Source organism: Ulvibacterium sp. (assembly GCF_965248315.1).
In the GTDB taxonomy this organism is placed as follows: domain Bacteria; phylum Bacteroidota; class Bacteroidia; order Flavobacteriales; family Flavobacteriaceae; genus Ulvibacterium.
On record NZ_CBDFIX010000002.1, the window covers coordinates 1,378,540 to 1,397,174 of the forward strand.

Below are 18,635 nucleotides of genomic sequence, written 5' to 3' on the forward strand. Positions count from 1 at the left end.
GCCAAAGTAGTCTTTAGGACAAAATGGAGCGTCATACTAAAGTACCAAAATCATTCTATTTTGTCGTATAAGATGCTAATGATGAATAATCTGAAGCTCCTTCGCCTTTTGTATGGCTTGTGTTCTGCGGTTGGCGTCTAATTTTAGCAGTACGTTGGAGACATGGGTCTTTATGGTACTTTCCGAAACAAAAAGCTTACTGGCAATTTCTTTGTTGGATAACCCTTTGGATACTTCCAGAAGTACCTCGTACTCTCTTTTGCTCAATCCCAGTTGTGCTATTCTGGAGAGATCCACTTCTTTTGATATGTTGTTCTTTTCAGTGAAGCTTCGTTTATTGAAAAATACGCCAATGGCAAAAAATACCACGGCGATAAGGGCTATTATGATTTCAATGGAAGTGCTTCCGGAAAGATAGGAATACTTGCTTAGTTGAAAGAGACTAAGCAGTGCTATAATCAAGGCCGAAAAGACAAAAACCGTACGCTTCACGCACTAAATTTAGCAAAATCTTTCCTTTACTTTGTCCACTATAGTCTGGGCTAGTTTTTCTTTACTCTCGATGGTCCAACCGGCGACATGCGGAGATAGGATTACATTTTCGGATTTAATAAGGTATTGAAAAGCTTCGGGAAGTTGATCGTCCATAAACATATCTTCAAAAGAAGTTTTTTCGTACTCCAATACATCCAGTCCCGCCCCCAAGACTTTACCCGACTTTAAGGCCGTTACCAAATCTTCGGTAATTACACATTTTCCGCGAGCCGTATTCAACAACCAAAAAGGGTTATGAAAGGCATTGATGAATTCAGTATTGACCATACCCGTAGTGAGCTTGGTTTGAGGCACGTGAAGACTTACCACATCTGCCTTTTGTTGAAACTCCATAATACCCACTTGTCTTGCATTGTCATCTCCCACACCCCCAACGATATCATAACAAATGACTTCGTCTACATCAAAACCACGTAGTTTTTTGGCAAAGGCCTTTCCCATATTGCCATAACCAATAATACCTATAGTCTTTCCCTCCAATTCTATACCTCTATTACCTTCCCTGTCCCATTTGCCGTTTCGTACTTCTATATTGGCTTTATTCAGTTTGTTGAAGAGGGAGAGAAGCATCCCCAAGGTATGTTCGCCTACCGCATTACGATTACCCTCGGGCGCCGAAGCTAAAAACACGCCCTTGGTCTTGGCATATTTTATATCAATATTTTCCAGACCGGCTCCAACCCTACCGATAAACTTTAAGTTCCTTGCCTTATCTAAAAAATGGGCATCGATTCGAAACCTACTTCGCAGGACAATACCATCATATTTATGGATATGTTGCTCTACCTGTACCTTGGAAGAAGTATAATCTTCGTCGTTTTGGAATCCTAGCCCGGCAAATTGTTCTATCAGCAAGGGGTGGTTGGTATCTAAATGGAGGACTTTCATGATGAATATTAGATTTTTGGATAGTTGGTCTTTGTTAATTTATCTTGGACGCCTCCCGTATGTGCTGTGGATAGCTTTTCGAAAAGTAGCACATGTACAACTTCCCCGTTCTTGGTCATAGGATTGTGCTCTACACCTTTAGGTACCACAATAATCTCCCCTTCTTGCACCACTTCCGTCCTATCTCGAAATTGCATATACAAAGTACCTTTCAAAACCTGAAAGAGCTCATCCTCATTTTCATGGGCATGCCAAACAAATTCGCCTTTAAGCTTGGCGAGAATTATCTGCATATCATCTACAATGGCGATTTGGTGGGGATGCCAGTGCGAGTTGAACAAGTTATGTTTTTCCTTTAGGTTAATTGGTTTCATAATCGGATTTTGATTTGGATTTTCGATTCGAAGTTTAGGTAATGTATTGGTTTGGTCTCTTTCTAAATTCCTAAAACCAACTTGGCAATCCAAAAATAAATCAGGATACCAAAAATATCATTACTGGTAGTAATAAATGGTCCAGTAGCTATGGCCGGGTCTATACCTCTTTTATCCAGGAACAGTGGAATAAAAGTACCTATGATACCGGCCACAATAATAACCGCGACCAGTGATAACGAGATAGCCAAAGCGGTGTAAAAGTTTCCGTTCCACCACCAGGTAAACAATAGCAAAATGGCAGCCAAAATCAAACCGTTTAAAGTGGCCAAGAGCATTTCCTTGATCAAACGGTTACTTATGCTTCCTTTTAGATCATCATTGGCGAGCCCCTGTACGATAATGGCACTGGATTGCACCCCGACATTCCCTGCCATAGCGGCTATCAATGGTGTAAAAAAGAATAGAATGGCATGTTTGGCAATCATTTCCTCAAATCCTCCCATAATGGCCGCTGCGCCAACTCCCCCAAGAAGACCCAAAAACAACCACGGCAATCGCGCTCGTGTCAGTTCCCAAATACTATCATCGGCCTCGACACCTTGTGAAATACCCGCCGCCATTTGATAATCCCTATCGGCTTCTTCCCGGATAACGTCAACGATATCGTCAATCGTAATCCGTCCTACCAAACGCCCAATTTCATCCACTACGGGAATGGCCTCCAGGTCATACTTTTGCATAATTTTTGCCACCTCCTCCGGCTTTTCGTTCACATCTACCCGATCTACCTTAGGAATGTATACTTCCCTTATCGGGGCAGTGGTGGAGGTGGTCAATAAATCCTTTAAGGATAACCTACCTTTTAAAACACCTTCATTATCTATCACATAAATAGAGTGGACGCGCGTAACGTTTTCCGCCTGGGCCCTCATTTCCTTGACGCAAGTAAGGACGTTCCAATTCTCGTTGACCTTAACGAGTTCTTTAGCCATAAGTCCACCTGCCGAATTCTCGTCATAGCGAAGAAGTTCGACAATATCTTTGGCATGTTCCTTGTCCTCGATTTCGGAAATAACCTTTTGAACAATTTCATTGGGTAGTTCCGCTACAATATCCGCAGCATCATCCGTATCGAGTTCTTCAAGTTCCCCTGCAATTTCCTTAACGGACAGGTTGCTTAAAATAGCTTCCCGGACATCCTCGTCCAGTTCAGTAAGTACATCGGAGGTCTTATCGCTGTCGAGCAACTTAATAAGGTAAGTAGCCTCGTCCTCGTTTAGCTCGTTGATGATTTCTGCCACATCCGCATAATGCACCTCCGCCATTAGGGAAACTAGCTCGGTTCCCTTTTGGTTCTCGATCAGCTGCTCTATTTCGGCCAAGAGCTCCTCTGTAAGCTTAAACGGTGTCATCCTCTTGTATTGTACCTCTTACGGGCAATCTGCGCAAAGCTAAAGAAAAATGTGTTAGGCGTATAGTAGTTTCAATTTTCTCTTGGTCGCCGTGTAGAGCATATCTACGGTTGTCTAACCCCAATTCTTTTTGGATCTGTTTTTACAAATATGGGATTTGGAACAATCTTTTGTTCATTAAGTTAAATCGGCTTCGACCCTTTGGGTAAGTCGTATAAAGTCTTCCACACTTAATTGCTCCGGTCTTAGGTTGAATACATCGGAGGATCTTAGCGTATCGGAAAGTGGAAATGTCTTTAAACTATTGCGCAAGGTCTTTCGCCTTTGGTTAAATGCTGATTTTACCACTTTAAATAATAATTTCTCGTCACATTCCAATTGGAAGTTTTCTTTCCGGACCAAACGAAGCACACCGGACTGAACTTTGGGAGGCGGATTAAATACTTCTGGATGTACAGTAAACAAATAGACGGCATCATAGAATGCCTGTACCAGCACCGATAGAATTCCGTAGGTTTTACTCCCTTTTTGTTCACATATACGTTGGGCTACCTCTTTTTGGAACATCCCTGAAAATTCAGGGACTTGCTCACGCATATCCAATAATTTAAAAACAATTTGAGTGGAAATGTTATAGGGAAAGTTCCCCGTAATGGCAAAGGGCTCTTTACCAAATAGCTGACTTAAGTCATAAGAAAGAAAATCGGCTTCCACAATTTTAAAAGAAGCATCTTGCTCAAATAAATGCGGATTTTCCATGGGAAAGCTATGGTTTAGGTAAACTATGGATTCTTGATCCAAATCCATTGCCACCAACTCCAAGTCCCTTAGGAGAAGGTACTTTGTAAGTATTCCAGTACCTGGACCGATTTCCAACACCTTCTGGTATCCTTTCAAGGACAAGGTTTCTGCTATCTTTTTTGCAATAGTTTCGTCCTTTAAAAAGTGCTGTCCCAGGTACTTTTTAGCCTTTACAGGACTTTCCGAATGAAATGTTTTATGATGAAGTGCTTTTCTCCTCCCTTTTTTTCCCATGTTGGTATAACAATTATGTTAATCCAGGCGTTCCATAAAAGCCCAAGCCGTTTTGCCCGAAGCAAGGACCACCCTATGCCGTTCATACCCTTTACCTTCATAAGCATCTGCTTTTTTTAACTCCAAAGGAGTAAGCTCGTATGCCATGCCTACAACACTATCCAAAGTATCATGGGTTTTGGAAACCGTTGGATAGCGACCGTATACCCTATTTTTGGAAAGTAAATATCCCTTCAATATTTCTTTGTTCCCTTTTAACTTGCGCTTAAAGAGATTTAACTGAATTTCATTTTCCTGAAGGGTTCCATAGGTGAAGAGATATTCCATGGGTTGATTGTCCGATCTGTTTAATGTTCGCTTATAATTTCCAATTCGGTTCGAAAGGAGACAAATTTGTTGGGAAATAGTTTTACGGCATCTTCCCGAAGTCGTGGGGCATCTTCAATATAATATTTTTCCAAGGTCTCTTTATTCAAGGTAGTAAATTGCACGGAATAGGTTATACCTCCCATTTCCTCTTCCACCAAGACTTTGCTCATTTTAGCATTCAGAAATTTTCCCGTGGCCAATACATCCGGAATATGAATTTCCTTCATCCATCGGAGCCATTCCTCATGAACGGACTCATCAATATTTGTGGTTACATTGTATATATACATGGCAAAATTTCAAGTATCAAGTTCAAGTTCGTATTGCGTTTGAACTTTAGTTAATGGAATCCCCCCGAAGCCTTCTAAAATGTTTCCGTGCCTGAGGGAAGTAATAACTGTCCTGATAGTTATAGATGATTTTTTCGTAATGTACTTTTGCCTTTTCCGGTTCGCCCAGATGATTTCTATAAAGCTCACCCAAAGCAAAATGGGCATCGTCCGCAAGGATATCGTTCTGATAGAATTCAGTGATTTTTCTGTAATTGAACTCTGCGGCCTCATAATCCTTAAGGGTCTCCAGAAGTTGGGCCTGTTTCAATAAGGCCTCGTCCTCTATTTTCTCTCCTTTATGGTTTTCAAGGATTCCGTTGAGTTCCGCAATGGCCTCTTTGGTCTTGTTCTGGTAGCCCAACAAGTCGGCTCGCGCATATTTCTTCAGAGCGGTCTGGGTGGAATCTTCCAAACTATTATCCGATATTAAGAGGCTCAATTGCATGGCATCATTGGCAATGAGTTGTGAAGTGGAGCCGCGTAGTACTTTTAATTGGGTTAATGCCCAATCAAAATCGCCCTTATAAAAACTAGTCTGCGCCACTTTATAGCGGGCATCCTGGCCCAAAATATCGTTCTTAAGGCTTTTTTGCACCTGGGTAAAATAAATCAATGCCTCGTTAAATTTTTTATGATAGACCAGGATATCGCCTAAAGCTAGCTTTATATATGCAGTCCCCCTTGAATTTAAAGGTAGTTCCAAGCTGTTTTTGAGAATGGTAATAGCGGGTTCTGGAGTATCTTTTTTAAAGGTTAAAAAATTGGCATAGGCAATCTGCAATTGCAATGTCTGACTCTTGTAACCATGTAGGGCCACAAGCTCATCATATTCCTTTTGGACCTGTCCCAAAGTCTTTTTATTGGCATTTAGCAGTTGGATGTCTATTAAATTCAATTTTGCATTTAGTCCGGTAACTTCGTCCTCCGTGTTTGCTACGATATATTCAAAGATTTCCTTTGCGGTTTCTGGCTCATCATCCCTTAGGGCAATATTCCCTAAATTTTCAAGTCGCTGTAATGAACCTCCTTCCATTCTCCTATAAATTGCTTTTTCTTGGCGGAATGCGCTTCTATATTGTTTTTGTTGGACAAAAAGCCAACTCAACAAGTCGTTCCAGAGCAAATCTGGGTTCTTTTGTGCATTCTGTAATAGGATTTTTTTGAGTTTGATATTGTTTTCGTTCTCGGCGTCCGACGTAATGAAATCATCGATACTACGAAGCACATTGGATTTTGAAGTCTTGCCCTCGCTTATGAGCTTCAGGTAGGAGCTATACATCTTTTCAATGTCACCTTGCTCTCCATAGATTCGGGCCATTTGATAATTGTAATCCAGTTTTGGATTAAGCTCCATAGCCTTGGTATAAGCCTCCAGAGCATAGTCCAACAAGGCATATTTTTGAAAGCGGAAGCCGATACCATATCCAAAATTTGGATTCTGCTCAATTTTTCTAAGTGCTTCCCCGTAATACTTTACCGCTTCTTCATTGCGGTTCTGAATGGTATAGTTATAGCCAAGCTCAATAAGCAGGGTAGGATAGGCATTTCCTGCTTGAATTTGAGGGAAAAGAAATTTTTCTACATCGGTGTAACGTTCCAGTTGTTGATAGCAGGCTACCAGGCCTTCGGCATAGTCCGTACGGCGTGGATGTCTGTCTACTAACTTTTCATAAAAAATTACCGCTTTTTCAAAATCCCCATCGTTAAAATACTGCTTGGCCAAAAAGTCCTCCTGAGCTATAGCGTTTGTGGAAATACCGAAAATGATAAAGAAGTATACGACCCTCATAATGGAAATTTAACAAATTTACATTAGCTAGGGATAATAAACTGTCAAGGAAAACATAATATGGACAAACGGCACTAGGAAAGTTCTACGTCCGTCTTTTCATAAACAATATATCGGGTTTCAGTGGGGCGCTGTTTTTTAAGTTTCCAAAAGTAAAGGGCGTCCTTTAATGTTTGATCTGCATTGTCTTTTAGAAAATCACGGACATATTGGGCCATCATGTTGTTCTTGGCAATTGCCCGTTTAAAATTTGGGTCTTTTTTTCTATCCTCAAGCGCATACCACATAAGAATGGCTTCTTCCAAAGTTTTTCCTGGGTTGGATTTTACCCAATCCATGAAGTCGCTATGACAGGAAAATTTGGGGCCAATTTCGGATTTCATAAAATTCCTGAAATTTGGCCCAAAGGAAATAGAGTCCGTAATTTTCGTATCCAAATCTAGTTTTGCCTTGGACCAGTTGAAATTTGAAGAAGCCTTTTCCTTTTTAATGGGCGGTAATGGCTTGCCCGGATAATCCAACATAAAAATAATACGATCCTGAAGTTCAAATTTTCTTCCAGTGTAGGGTATTCGTGCTTGTTTGCAGATTTCCACCAACTCTTCCTTGAGCCAGTACCATCTATTGAATTCCTTCCCAGAGGTTATTTCAGAAAAATCAGGTCTGGGCATTTTTGCTTAATTAATAACCTCGAAACCGCAATAAGGCACCAAAACCTCAGGAATTTGAATGCCGCTCGGGGTCTGGTAATTTTCCAAAATACCGGCCAAGACTCTTGGGAGTGCCAAAGAACTTCCATTTAAGGTATGTGCCAATTGGCTTTTTCCATTTTCATCCTTGTAGCGCAATTTAAGTCGATTGGCCTGATAGGTCTCAAAATTGGAAACCGAGCTGATTTCCAGCCAGCGGTCCTGCGCTGTGGAAAACACTTCAAAATCATAGGTAAGGGCCGAGGTGAAACCCAAATCGCCCCCGCATAGCCTTAGAATACGATAAGGTAGCTTCAATTCCCTTAGAATTTGTTTTACATGTTCCACCATCCCATCCAAAGCTTCATATGAATTGGTTGGATGCTCTACCCGAACAATTTCCACCTTGTCAAACTGATGTAGCCTGTTCAACCCACGAACATGGGCTCCATAACTGCCTGCCTCTCTTCTAAAGCAAGGGGTATATGCGGTGTATTGGATAGGAAAATCCTTTTGGGACAAAATCTCACCTCTTAACAGGTTGGTAACGGGTACCTCTGCAGTGGGAATAAGATAGAGGTCATCTGCCCCGATGTGGTACATTTGACCTTCCTTGTCCGGCAATTGCCCCGTGCCATAGCCCGATGCTTCGTTTACAAGATGTGGAACCTGAATTTCCGTATAGCCTGCTCCGGTATTTCTGTCCAGAAAATAGGAAATCAGTGCCCGTTGCAGTCGGGCGCCCTTCCCTTTGTAGACCGGAAAACCGGCCCCTGTAACCTTAACACCCAACTCAAAATCGATTAGATCATATTTCTTGGCGAGCTCCCAGTGGGGAAGAGCATCAGTTTGTAATGTTGGAATATTCCCCTCCTTGAAGACCTCTTCATTATCCTCTTCGGTACTTCCTGCCGGAACGGAATCATGGGGAACGTTGGGGATCTGGTACAATACGTTTTGAAGCTCATCGGCAGTTATGTTTAGATCTTCTCCCAATTTCTTGGAATCTTCCTTTAATTGCCCCGTTTTTTCCTTGAGTAGATTAGCTTCCTGAGCTTTTCCTGTCTTGAACAGCATGCCTATTTCTTTGGAAAGTGCATTGCTCTCGGCCAGGGTCGCATCCAAACGGGTTTGAAGGGCACGACGTTTTTCATCCAAATGGAGTACGTTTTCCACTAGTGAAGTGACATCGATATTTCTTTTTGTCAGTGCGCGGATGATATCCTCTTTCCTATCTCGAATGGCTTGTAGCTGTAACATCGAATTTTATTTAAGCTGCAAATTTAAACTATCTTCTGCTTAAAAACATATACATTTAAGGCAGATATCATGAAACATATCGTACTATGATTTTTGAGCATTTTGCACTCAACGTTGAAAAAATTGATGAAATTGTAACGTGGTACGTGGAGCATCTGGGACTACAAGTGGTAAGCGAACAAAAGAAACCACCGTTTATGACTTTTTTGGCGGATTCGTCTGGAAGGGTAATGATGGAATTATACCACCGGCCTGATGAAACTATACCGGATTTTTCTCAACAACACCCGTTAACTTTTCATGTGGCCTTTGTTTCGGAAAATGCCAATGAAGATCGTTTCCGGTTGGAAAGCAAGGGTGCATCTTTTGTGGAAGAGGTAAAAAAAGAGGACGGGGGTCATTTGATTATGCTTCGCGATCCATGGGGGATGCCGTTACAGTTATGCCAAAGGGCCCGGAAATTTTAAAGGAAATCGATCAATCTTCTAAGTCGGAGGGAAAAATCCATCCGTGATGCCGCAATGGTTCCCAAGGGACATTGGCCAAATCGGTTTCAGGATTTATAAATGCCCTATAAGGTCTTCCATTGATGCTTACCTTGGAATTGACGGCAAAGACTGAGACGTCTTCTCCTTTTTCCGCAAATTCTTTTTTGAGGTATTGGGCAAATTGCCAAATGAAATCAGGGTAGGCCGCTAGTCTTCTTTTTTGTTTTTTTGAAAGGTAATCGTTCAATTTTACAAATTCTGACATACCGGTTTCAAGGTGTACAATTTTAAACTGTATGGTGCCCGCCCTGCTACGTAGCATCATGCGCCAGCTAAGGCGATGCCCTTCTTCTGTCCATAGCACATCATCCTCAATAATATGGTGCCGCAAAGGCAATAAAAGCTGGACCAAAAAATAGATGCCACCTAAAAAGAATAGGAGATTTTTATAGGTTGGAATTTCAACTGTACTGGATATAAAGGCTTTTTTCTTTTTAAAAAAGATGCTTCTAATGGTCTCGGGCTCAAAAAAGAATACGGAGAAGGCCAGTGATAGAAAAGGAAAAATCCCAATTTGGAAAACAATGGAATTGAGCAGATGAAAGAAAATGGAGAAAAAGAAAGCTGCTTTTCTTGTGGGTTTCCAAAGTAGGGCAGGTACAATCAACAAATCGAATAGAATCCCTACAACACCTATAACACTGTGTACCCAACGTTCCTGCAGCAAACCACCAATGATGTAGTAGTCCGCTTTGTCCTGCATTAAGATTTTTATGATGCCAAAGTCTGTCCAATCACCGTACCATTTAGCGATGGAAGCATAGGTATATACAATGAACAATTGAAGGACAACGGCCCATTTTACCCAACAGAACATACGGTCCGTTTTAAGCGAAGGATTTTGCCGTACATCAAGTGCATGACTGCGATTGGCCGGGACGAGACACATAAAGGCAGAAATCAATATCAACAAATAATAATGGTTATTGTACGATGTTTTTTGCATAAGATAGGCCCCTGTCCATAAAATGGTAAAGGCAATCATACTAAAACGATATTTGTAACCGAGGGCCACACAGATACCCAAAGTGCCCATTATAAAAAAATAAGCGTACATGGGAGTGCCTTGAAGCACCTGAAGGAAATCAAATCCAATGAAATTAAAGGTAAATTCGGGGTCTACCAGATTGCGTCTTACCCAACCTGTCATTATTGCGCCATAGCACTCCGCGGCAATAAGAAACCCAAAAAAAATTCGAAAAATAATTAGTGGCGAGTTATCAATTCTTGTAAATAACAATCGATTCAACATCACCTGGAAATTAGCGAAAGTGAAGTTTCCTTGTCCTTTTGCAGCTGTTTTTTTAAATCCTCAACAGAATCAAATTTATGTTCGTCCCGAAGCCGTTTCAAAATATCAACTTGCAAAGTTTGATCATAAAGGTCTCCTTCAAAATTAAAAAAATGGATTTCAATGCTTTTACTGGTACCTGAAACAGTAGGATTGAAACCTATATTCATCATCCCGGAGACCGTTTTGCCTTTTATTTGGCCCTGTACCACATAAACCCCGTTTTTGGGGACTAACTTATAGGACTCCTGTATTTGTAGATTGGCGGTAGGAAAGTTAAGCTGCCTGCCAAGGCCTTTCCCCCGGGTTATGGACCCTGTTAACATATAGGGGTAACCCAAATAGGTATTTGCCGTATGGATATCCCCTTCTTCCAAAGCCTTTCTTATCTTGGTAGAGCTTACGGATACATCGTCAATTTCCTGTGCCGGGATTTCCTCTACCTCAAAGTCCAGGGTACTACCAAAAGTGATAAGGTCATTTATGTTGGCATTCCTATTTCTGCCAAACCTATGATCGTACCCGATTATTATTTTTTTGGTCTTTAGGCTGTTCACCAGTATATCCCTAACAAACTCTGTTGCGGACAAGCGGGAAAATTCTTTGGTAAAAGGGTGGATGATAAGTTGGTCCAATCCCAATTCCTCCAGTATTTTGGTCTTTTCTCCGATCGTGTTCAATAATTTTAGGTCAGAGTCTTTTTGGAGGATCATCCTAGGGTGTGGAAAGAAAGTAAGGACCGTGGACTTTAAATTTGATTTTTGGGCATTCTTTATAACTCGATCTAGTATTTTACGATGTCCAATATGTACACCATCGAAGGTGCCGATGGTAATTACGGTAGGGTGCTTTTTGTCGTATTTGGAGATGCTTTGGGCTATAACCACGTTATCGGAAAAATAAAAAGACTTATATTTGATTTTGAGCTAAAAACCCCTTAATGGCTACAAAATTACGCCTTGTTTTTTCAATTACCATATTATTTCTCTCCTTTTACGTTTCAGGTCAACAAAAACATTGGCAAAAGGAAACTTCAGGGAATGTTGCCGCGGGGAAAGTGTACCAACGCTTTCAAATAAAAAAAGGGACATTCCTTTCTTTTAACGAGAAAGCCTTTAAGGCCGAACTGCAAAGTTTTCCAAAATCGGGAAAGCAGACCAAAATAGTCAATTTTCCCAATGAAAATGGAGAGTCGATTCCCTTTAAGGTTACCGAAGCACAAACACTATCTCCGGAACTGGCAGCAAAATACCCCTTTATTAAATCGTACGTTGGGCATAGTCTTGATGGGCAGGAAAAAATACGGTTTAGTGTCTCGCACAGGGGTATTCAGAGTATGATGGTACATGCTGATGCCAAAGGGAATACCTTCATGCAAAAAACGAGTGATGGAAAATATGTGGTCTACAAACGGGAAGGCAATGCCTCCCGTGATATGGATTTCGTTTGTAGCACCCTTCCCATGGTTCAAAAAAATATTGGGCGGGCCATGAGGCCGGTTACCGGACAGGTTTTACGTAAGTTTAGATTGGCGGTATCCGCCACCGGGGAGTATACGGACCATCACGGAGGCACGGTTGTGGATGCGTTGGCTGCTATCAATGCTACCATTACCCGGGTCAACGAAGTTTTTGAAACAGATCTGGCCATAACTTTGGAGTTGGTGGCCAATAACGATCAAGTGATATTTACGGATGCCGAGACCGATCCATATGACGGAAATTTGAATTTTCAGGTACAAACTACACTTAACGATATCATCGGTGCAGAGAATTATGACATAGGGCATTTGTTCCATGATGATGTAGCAGGAGGAAATGCAGGCTTTGTAGGCTCGGTTTGTATTGATAACAGAAAAGGTAGTGCCTTTGCCGCATCCCCGGAGCCGGAGGGAGATATTTTTGATCTTGATTTTGTGGCCCATGAAATGGGACATCAGTTTGGCGCCAACCATACCTGGTCCTTTGAATCCGAAGGAACACAGGTACAGGCCGAGCCCGCAAGCGGTACAACTATTATGGGCTATGCCGGAATTACCTTAAACAATAATGTTGCCCCAAATGGGGATGATTATTTCCATTATTATAGCATAGTTCAAATGGCGGATTATTTGGAATCCGTAAGTTGCGCCGAAACCCTGCCCCTTACCAATAATCCACCGGTGATAGCCCCTATCGGAAATTTCACGATACCCAAATCCACCGCCTTTGCCCTTACCGGAAGTGCTTCTGATTCAGATGTTGGGGACGTGCTAACATATACTTGGGAACAAGTGGACGATGGGGTGGTAAACAGGGCGACTTTTGGCCCCACAAATCCAGGAGGAGCAAATTTTCGGTCCCTAAAACCTTCATTGGATCCAACTCGTTATTTTCCGCGATTATCCAGGGTATTGGAAGGGAATCTTACTCAAACGAACCCTCCGGAAGGCTCGGCCTGGGAAACGGTTTCGGACGTGGAAAGGGAAATGAATTTTGCACTTACGGTTAGGGATAATGCCATGGGTGGGGGACAAGTGGTGTCCGATTTGGTAAACGTTGTCGTTACCAATAGTGCAGGGCCGTTTATGGTAACTTCACAGGCTAACAATGAGATTTATGCCGCGGGATCCGTACAGGAAATAACGTGGGACGTTGCCGATACGGACAACGCAGTCGTAAATGCACAAACCGTTGATATATTGTTGTCCATTGATGGAGGACTTACCTTTCCTATGCCCTTGGCAGAAAATGTAGTTAATGACGGGAGCCACAATGTGGTGATTCCCGGTGATGCCACAACGCAGGCTAGGATTATGGTAAAAGCCAATAATAATATCTTTTTTGCCGTAAATTCTACGGATTTTACAATACAAGCTTCGGAGGTTGTTCTCAATTTTTCCAATTTGGAGTATGAGGTATGTCAATCCGATGATTTGATCGTAACATTCGATTACGAAACTTTTTTAGGGTTCAATGAGGAAAGCACCTTTAGTGTCCCTACCCCACCTGCTGGGTTGGATATTTCATTTTCACCTGAAACAGCTATTGCCGATGGTACCTCGGTAGACATTATCTTTTCAAATACCGCAGGTGTGGCTACCGGAAGTTATAGCATACCTGTTCTGGCTACCTCCTTAAGCCAATCTACTGAAATAACTTTGGAATTGAACGTTTATAACACTTCCTTTTCGGAAGTCGTGCTGGTTTCTCCTGCAGATGGGTCAACAGATACTTCCACGGGAATTCCGTTGGAATGGGAAGAAAATCCTTTGTATGTTTCCTATGACATAGAGATTGCTACCGATATTGCTTTTTCGAATATCGTAGAAAGTACAACGGTACTTTCCAATTCATACCTACCTTCTAATTTGGATAATGAAACTTCCTATTTCTGGAGGGTGAAACCAAAAAATCCGTGTGGTGAAGGTATCTTTGGTAGCCCTTTTAGTTTTACCACCATTCAATTTAATTGTAAGAACGAAACTGGCAGTGGCTTGCCCTTGGCCATATCTTCAACAGGTACTCCTACTATAGTTTCCAAAATAGCTTTCTTTGAAGACTTGGCTTTGGCCGATATCAATGTAAGACTGGATTTGGACCACACTTTCTTGGCGGATTTGGTGGTTAGTTTAACCTCACCTTCCGGTACTACAGTTGTTCTTGTTTCCAGTTCTTGTGGAGAACTTAATAATATCGATGCCATTTTTGATGACAGTGCCACCAGCTTTGTTTGTGGAGGAAACCCTGCCATAGGGGGAACTGTAAAGCCCTTGGGATCCCTAAGCTCCTTTAACGGTGAATCCATATTGGGAGAGTGGACGCTGACCATATCCGACAATGCACCATCCGACGGGGGTACGTTAAAAGCTTTTTCGCTTGAAGTTTGTATTGAAGGAGAGTTTGGACCTGATGAAGACAATGATGGAATTTTTGACCAAGATGACCTTTGTCCGGGAACTCCGGCCGGAACGGAAGTAGACTCTTCCGGTTGTCCTGTGTATAGGTTTCCTAGCACTAATTTTTCTATTGCGATTCAAAGCACCGCCTGTCGAAATAACGCTGATGGGAGTCTACAGATTTCGGCCAATCTTCCCTTGGATTATACCATAACGATTATCGGAAACGGAACGAATGAGTCGGATATATTTACGAATTCTTATACATTTGGGGGTCTTGCACCTGGGGTTTATGAGGTATGTATAGGAGGCTCGGACGGCACAATCGATTATTTGGAGCATTGTTTTGAGGTTGTCATATCTGAACCGGATCCTTTGAGCGTCTCATCCAAGATTTCGGCGGACGGCAAACAGGCCATTTTGGAAATGGATGGAAGTGACATGTACACTATAGAGCTAAACGGGGAAGGTATACGGACTAACGAATCCGCGATTGCTTTGGACTTAAAGAATGGAATCAATACCCTAAAGGTATCTACCAACAAAACTTGTCAAGGAATTTATGAAGAACGGATTTTTGTTTCGGATGGTCCTATAGTTTATCCAAATCCTTTTGAGGATTTCATTACTATCTTTATAGGCGAAACGCCTAGAGAACTAACGGTTAAGGTGTTTGCATTAAATGGACGATTGGTCCATAATGGAAAATATCAGGTCAATGGAACGGAATTGGTATTGGACTTATCCACTCTACCTTCCGGAACGTATTTAATACGCTATAGGGGCGAGGGGATAACCGGAGCGTCCAAAATTGTAAAACGATGAGATTATTGGTGCCAATAGCAATGATTTTTCTTTTTATAGGGTGTGGTAAAAAGGATTCACCTAAATCACCTGAGCAAGCTTCTTTAGTCTTTCCGGAAAGGAATTCGGAGTGTACAACAGGACAAAGCCTAAGCGAAACAACAAGTCGTGTGGAGTTTCTATGGCAGCCGTCCGATCATACGGAATCCTATGAACTTCGGGTTACCAACTTAAATACGGGAACCACTCAGACGGCCTTTGTGGAAACTCCTTCCGCCAGTGTCACTATTGCCAAGGGTGTTCCCTATTCATGGGTAGTCGTTTCTAAAAATTCTGGTTCCCCCAATACAGCGATAAGTGAAGAATGGCGATTTTATAATGCAGGTTCCCAAACCAACTACGCTCCCTTTCCGGCGGAAATTGTTGAACCACAAATGGCCGCCAATGTATTTAAGGATATCAATAATGAAGTTACCTTAAGTTGGGCAGGGGCCGATGTGGATAACGATATCTCCAGTTACGAAGTGTATTTTTCTACGGAAACGCCGCCAGAGACCTTGATTGCCTCCCCTGCCGCCGGAGATATGGAGGTAAAGGTAAGTGTTTCGTCAAATGGGATTTACTACTGGCAAGTCGTGACCAAGGACGAGGCCGGGAATAGTTCTGACTCCGGGATTTTTGACTTTAAGGTTTTTTGATGCTATTCAAGTACCGTTGAAGGTGTTCATGGTATTCTTTATTCCGGATAATATAAAAGAGCGAATTAGCTCGGTGGATTTTTCCAAACGTTCCTTTAGTTTCTCTTTTTCTTCCAAATTCCATTCGCCTAGAACATAGTCCACCTGTCTTCCTTTACCAAAATCCGAGCCAACCCCAAAACGGAACCTATTGTATGTAGTGGTCTGCAAAATTTGTTGAATGTCTTTTAATCCATTATGCCCTCCGTCACTTCCCTTGGCCTTGAGCCGAAGGACCCCGAATGGTAGATTAATATCGTCCGTTACCACCAATACATTTTCCAGAGGTATTTTTTCCTTTTCCATCCAGTACCTTAAGGCTTTGCCACTTCGGTTCATGTAGGTAGAGGGTTTTAAACAGAGGATGCTCCTACCTTTAATTTTTAAGGTTCCGACTTCGCCGAGTTTTTCGGTCTCAAAGGCAAACCCTCCTTTTTGTGAAAAGGTATCCAATATTTTAAAACCAATGTTATGGCGTGTCTCTTCGTATTCTGCTCCGATATTTCCAAGGCCAACGATCAAAAACTTTTTCATGGGTATTTTTTCCTCAAGTAAGGGTGCGCTCCAATTGAAAAGGGATACTAGGAATCGGAACATAATTCTAAAAAGATTTTCGCAAAAATACAAAAGCATCCCAATGCAGTCATCGGGATGCTTCGCAAAAGATGCTTTACAAAACTATTCTGCGCCTTCAGCAGCAGTCTCTGCAGGTGCTTCGGAAGCAGCGCCTTCTGCTGTAGCCCCTTCTTCACCTTCAACTCCTTCTTCTTCCTCTTCATCGTCGACCTCGACGGCAGCACGGGCAGTTTTAACCTGAACCACTACAGTGGTATCCGGATGAAGAATTGAAAAATCATCATTCAATAAGCTTTCTACGGAAATATTTTGACCGATCTTCAATTTTGAAATATCAACATCAAAGAAATCCGGAAGTTTATCAGGTAAGGCCCTGATCGCCAGTTTTCGTTTTCTGAACAATAGACGGCCACCATTTCGAACCCCTGGGGAATTTCCTTGTAGACGGACCGGGATATCCATAGTAACCTCCTTGTCGGCGAACAATTGATAAAAATCAATATGTAGAATTCTGTCCGTTACAGGATGAAACTGGATATCCTGCATTACGGCATCTACCTTTTCTCCATTGTCCAACTCAACCACAACAGTGTGTGCATTGGGTGTGTAAACCAAATTTCTGAACGCTAGTTCATCTGCTGAAAAATGCAATGGTTTTTCCCCTCCGTACACTACGCAAGGAACCTTTCCAGCATTACGTAGGGCCTTTGTTGCCTTTTTGCCCACGCTTTCTCTTTCTGATCCTTTAATTGTAATTGACTTCATTATTTGAATTAAAAATTAATAGTTCCTCTCGTTTGATTTGTTTCCGCCCTCGGTAAGATGGACAGAAGACAATTTTTACATTAAAAACTTGGATGCTATGGATGTGTTATGATGTACCCTGTGCATAACATCCGCAAACAGCTCGGCACAACTTAATACTTTTACTTTTCCACTTTCTTTCTTTATAGGAATGGAATCGGTGATGATCAATTCCCTCAATTTAGATTTTTCAATTTTATCAAACGCATCCCCGGATAGCAGACCATGTGTGGTTATGGCACGTACGCTAACTGCACCTCGTTCCATCATCAAATCTGCCGCTTTTGTCAATGTTCCTGCAGTATCGACCAAGTCATCTACAAGCACAACATTTTTTCCTTTAACGTCCCCAATAAGCTCCATATGCGATATAACATTGGCTTTGGCACGCTGTTTATAACAGATGACCACATCACTGGTCAATGCCTTGGAGTAAGCGTAGGCCCGTTTGGATCCCCCCATATCCGGTGAGGCAATGGTGAGGTTCTCTAGACCTAATTTCCTTAGATAGGGCAAAAACAAGGTAGATGCGAACAAGTGATCCACAGGTTTTTCGAAAAACCCTTGTATTTGATCGGCATGCAGGTCCATGGTTATGATCCGTGTGGCTCCTGCGGCTTCCAACATCTTGGCCACCAGTTTGGCCGCTATAGGGACCCTTGGCTTATCCTTTCTATCCTGCCTGGCCCATCCAAAATAGGGCATAACTGCCGTTATATGTCTGGCGGATGCACGTTTGGCGGCATCCAACATCAATAACATTTCCATTAAGTTCTCCGAACTGGGATTAGTAGATCCAATAATGAATATACGTGCTCCCCGTACGGACTCCTCAAAAGAAGGTTGAAACTCCCCATCACTATATCTGGAGAAGAGCACATTGCCCAAGTCCGTACCATAGGATTTTGCTATTTTTTTGGCAAGTTCCGTACTCTGTGTACAAGCAAAAATTTTGGGTTCAGGTACTTGATAAGGCATGGTTAATGTCTTGTGCTCTAGTTTCTTAAATACCCTTTCTACAAAGGAGGTGCAAATTTAGAAATTTATTCGGGTTGGTAAAGGATAATTGTTGATATTTTTACTTTGAAAGTAGCAACTATTTTTTAGCTTTGCAGTCCGTTTGCCTCGGTGGCGGTCCCGATAATTATCGGGAGGTAGATGCCCCGTATTTCATTTAAATGCCTCGGTGGCGGAATTGGTAGACGCGCTGGATTCAAAATCCAGTGGTAGCAATACCGTGTGGGTTCGATTCCCACCCGAGGTACGAATAAACCACAAAATAGTGGAAATTC

At 42.1% G+C, this 18,635-nt stretch carries 18 protein-coding genes and 1 tRNA gene; 4 read left to right on the forward strand and 15 right to left on the reverse strand.

Translation table 11 applies throughout. The features are described 5' to 3' along the window. Positions 1–75: 75 nt before the first annotated feature. The 10 genes from ACP2AF_RS07400 to serS form a co-directional block, all read right to left on the reverse strand. The gene (locus ACP2AF_RS07400) at positions 76–492 is read right to left on the reverse strand and encodes a response regulator transcription factor (protein WP_425235596.1); all 417 of its coding nucleotides are present in this window, start codon (positions 490–492) and stop codon (positions 76–78) included. A gap of 9 nt (positions 493–501) precedes the next feature. Further along, the gene (locus ACP2AF_RS07405) at positions 502–1,443 is read right to left on the reverse strand and encodes a 2-hydroxyacid dehydrogenase (RefSeq protein ID WP_425235597.1); all 942 of its coding nucleotides are present in this window, start codon (positions 1,441–1,443) and stop codon (positions 502–504) included. Between the two features lie 8 nt (positions 1,444–1,451). Next, positions 1,452–1,817 (reverse strand): cupin domain-containing protein, encoded by a 366-nt coding sequence (locus tag ACP2AF_RS07410; RefSeq protein ID WP_425235598.1) that lies wholly within the window; start codon positions 1,815–1,817, stop codon positions 1,452–1,454. 62 nt (positions 1,818–1,879) lie between these two features. Continuing rightward, on the reverse strand, positions 1,880–3,232 hold the full coding sequence (gene mgtE, locus ACP2AF_RS07415) for a magnesium transporter (protein ID WP_425235599.1): 1,353 nt from the start codon (positions 3,230–3,232) through the stop codon (positions 1,880–1,882). 177 nt (positions 3,233–3,409) lie between these two features. Next, a complete protein-coding gene (gene rsmA, locus ACP2AF_RS07420) occupies positions 3,410–4,267 on the reverse strand; it encodes a 16S rRNA (adenine(1518)-N(6)/adenine(1519)-N(6))-dimethyltransferase RsmA (protein ID WP_425235600.1) in 858 nt (285 codons plus the stop codon). Between the two features lie 18 nt (positions 4,268–4,285). After that, on the reverse strand, positions 4,286–4,594 hold the full coding sequence (locus tag ACP2AF_RS07425; protein WP_425235601.1) for a gamma-glutamylcyclotransferase family protein: 309 nt from the start codon (positions 4,592–4,594) through the stop codon (positions 4,286–4,288). A 20-nt stretch (positions 4,595–4,614) separates the two neighbouring features. After that, the gene (locus tag ACP2AF_RS07430) at positions 4,615–4,926 is read right to left on the reverse strand and encodes a DUF4286 family protein (protein WP_425235602.1); all 312 of its coding nucleotides are present in this window, start codon (positions 4,924–4,926) and stop codon (positions 4,615–4,617) included. Positions 4,927–4,972: 46 nt separating this feature from the next. Then, positions 4,973–6,757, reverse strand: a complete 1,785-nt coding sequence (locus ACP2AF_RS07435) for a tetratricopeptide repeat protein (protein ID WP_425235603.1) — start codon at positions 6,755–6,757, stop codon at positions 4,973–4,975. Between the two features lie 74 nt (positions 6,758–6,831). Further along, entirely contained in the window at positions 6,832–7,428 is a 597-nt protein-coding gene (locus ACP2AF_RS07440) for a DUF6434 domain-containing protein (protein ID WP_425235604.1), read from the reverse strand. Between the two features lie 6 nt (positions 7,429–7,434). Next, positions 7,435–8,706: a serine--tRNA ligase gene (gene serS / locus ACP2AF_RS07445; RefSeq protein ID WP_425235605.1), complete on the reverse strand. Its 1,272-nt coding sequence runs from the start codon at positions 8,704–8,706 to the stop codon at positions 7,435–7,437. Positions 8,707–8,792: 86 nt separating this feature from the next. On the opposite strand from serS, the gene ACP2AF_RS07450 reads away from it, so the two are divergent. Beyond that, on the forward strand, positions 8,793–9,173 hold the full coding sequence (locus ACP2AF_RS07450; protein WP_425235606.1) for a VOC family protein: 381 nt from the start codon (positions 8,793–8,795) through the stop codon (positions 9,171–9,173). 10 nt (positions 9,174–9,183) lie between these two features. On the opposite strand, the gene ACP2AF_RS07455 is transcribed toward ACP2AF_RS07450, so the two are convergent. Together ACP2AF_RS07455 and ACP2AF_RS07460 are read right to left on the reverse strand one after the other, a co-directional pair. Next, entirely contained in the window at positions 9,184–10,506 is a 1,323-nt protein-coding gene (locus ACP2AF_RS07455; RefSeq protein ID WP_425235607.1) for an HTTM domain-containing protein, read from the reverse strand. Beyond that, on the reverse strand, positions 10,506–11,432 hold the full coding sequence (locus tag ACP2AF_RS07460; RefSeq protein WP_425235608.1) for a bifunctional riboflavin kinase/FAD synthetase: 927 nt from the start codon (positions 11,430–11,432) through the stop codon (positions 10,506–10,508). The genes ACP2AF_RS07455 and ACP2AF_RS07460 overlap by 1 nt, the downstream gene beginning before the upstream one ends. Before the next feature lie 53 nt (positions 11,433–11,485). Between ACP2AF_RS07460 and ACP2AF_RS07465 the strand changes: the two genes are divergently transcribed. Continuing rightward, positions 11,486–15,247, forward strand: a complete 3,762-nt coding sequence (locus ACP2AF_RS07465; RefSeq protein WP_425235609.1) for a reprolysin-like metallopeptidase — start codon at positions 11,486–11,488, stop codon at positions 15,245–15,247. Beyond that, positions 15,244–15,924: a hypothetical protein gene (locus tag ACP2AF_RS07470; protein ID WP_425235610.1), complete on the forward strand. Its 681-nt coding sequence runs from the start codon at positions 15,244–15,246 to the stop codon at positions 15,922–15,924. The genes ACP2AF_RS07465 and ACP2AF_RS07470 overlap by 4 nt, the downstream gene beginning before the upstream one ends. A 6-nt stretch (positions 15,925–15,930) precedes the next feature. Here ACP2AF_RS07470 and pth read toward each other — a convergent pair whose 3' ends face one another. The 3 genes from pth to ACP2AF_RS07485 form a co-directional block, all read right to left on the reverse strand. Further along, positions 15,931–16,560, reverse strand: coding sequence for an aminoacyl-tRNA hydrolase (pth, locus tag ACP2AF_RS07475; protein ID WP_425235611.1), 630 nt, complete (start codon positions 16,558–16,560; stop codon positions 15,931–15,933). An 81-nt stretch (positions 16,561–16,641) separates the two neighbouring features. Beyond that, entirely contained in the window at positions 16,642–17,304 is a 663-nt protein-coding gene (locus ACP2AF_RS07480; RefSeq protein WP_425235612.1) for a 50S ribosomal protein L25/general stress protein Ctc, read from the reverse strand. A 75-nt stretch (positions 17,305–17,379) separates the two neighbouring features. Then, the gene (locus tag ACP2AF_RS07485) at positions 17,380–18,321 is read right to left on the reverse strand and encodes a ribose-phosphate pyrophosphokinase (RefSeq protein WP_425235613.1); all 942 of its coding nucleotides are present in this window, start codon (positions 18,319–18,321) and stop codon (positions 17,380–17,382) included. A 202-nt stretch (positions 18,322–18,523) separates the two neighbouring features. On the opposite strand from ACP2AF_RS07485, the gene ACP2AF_RS07490 reads away from it, so the two are divergent. Continuing rightward, positions 18,524–18,607 (forward strand) — tRNA-Leu (locus ACP2AF_RS07490). Positions 18,608–18,635: the final 28 nt, after the last annotated feature.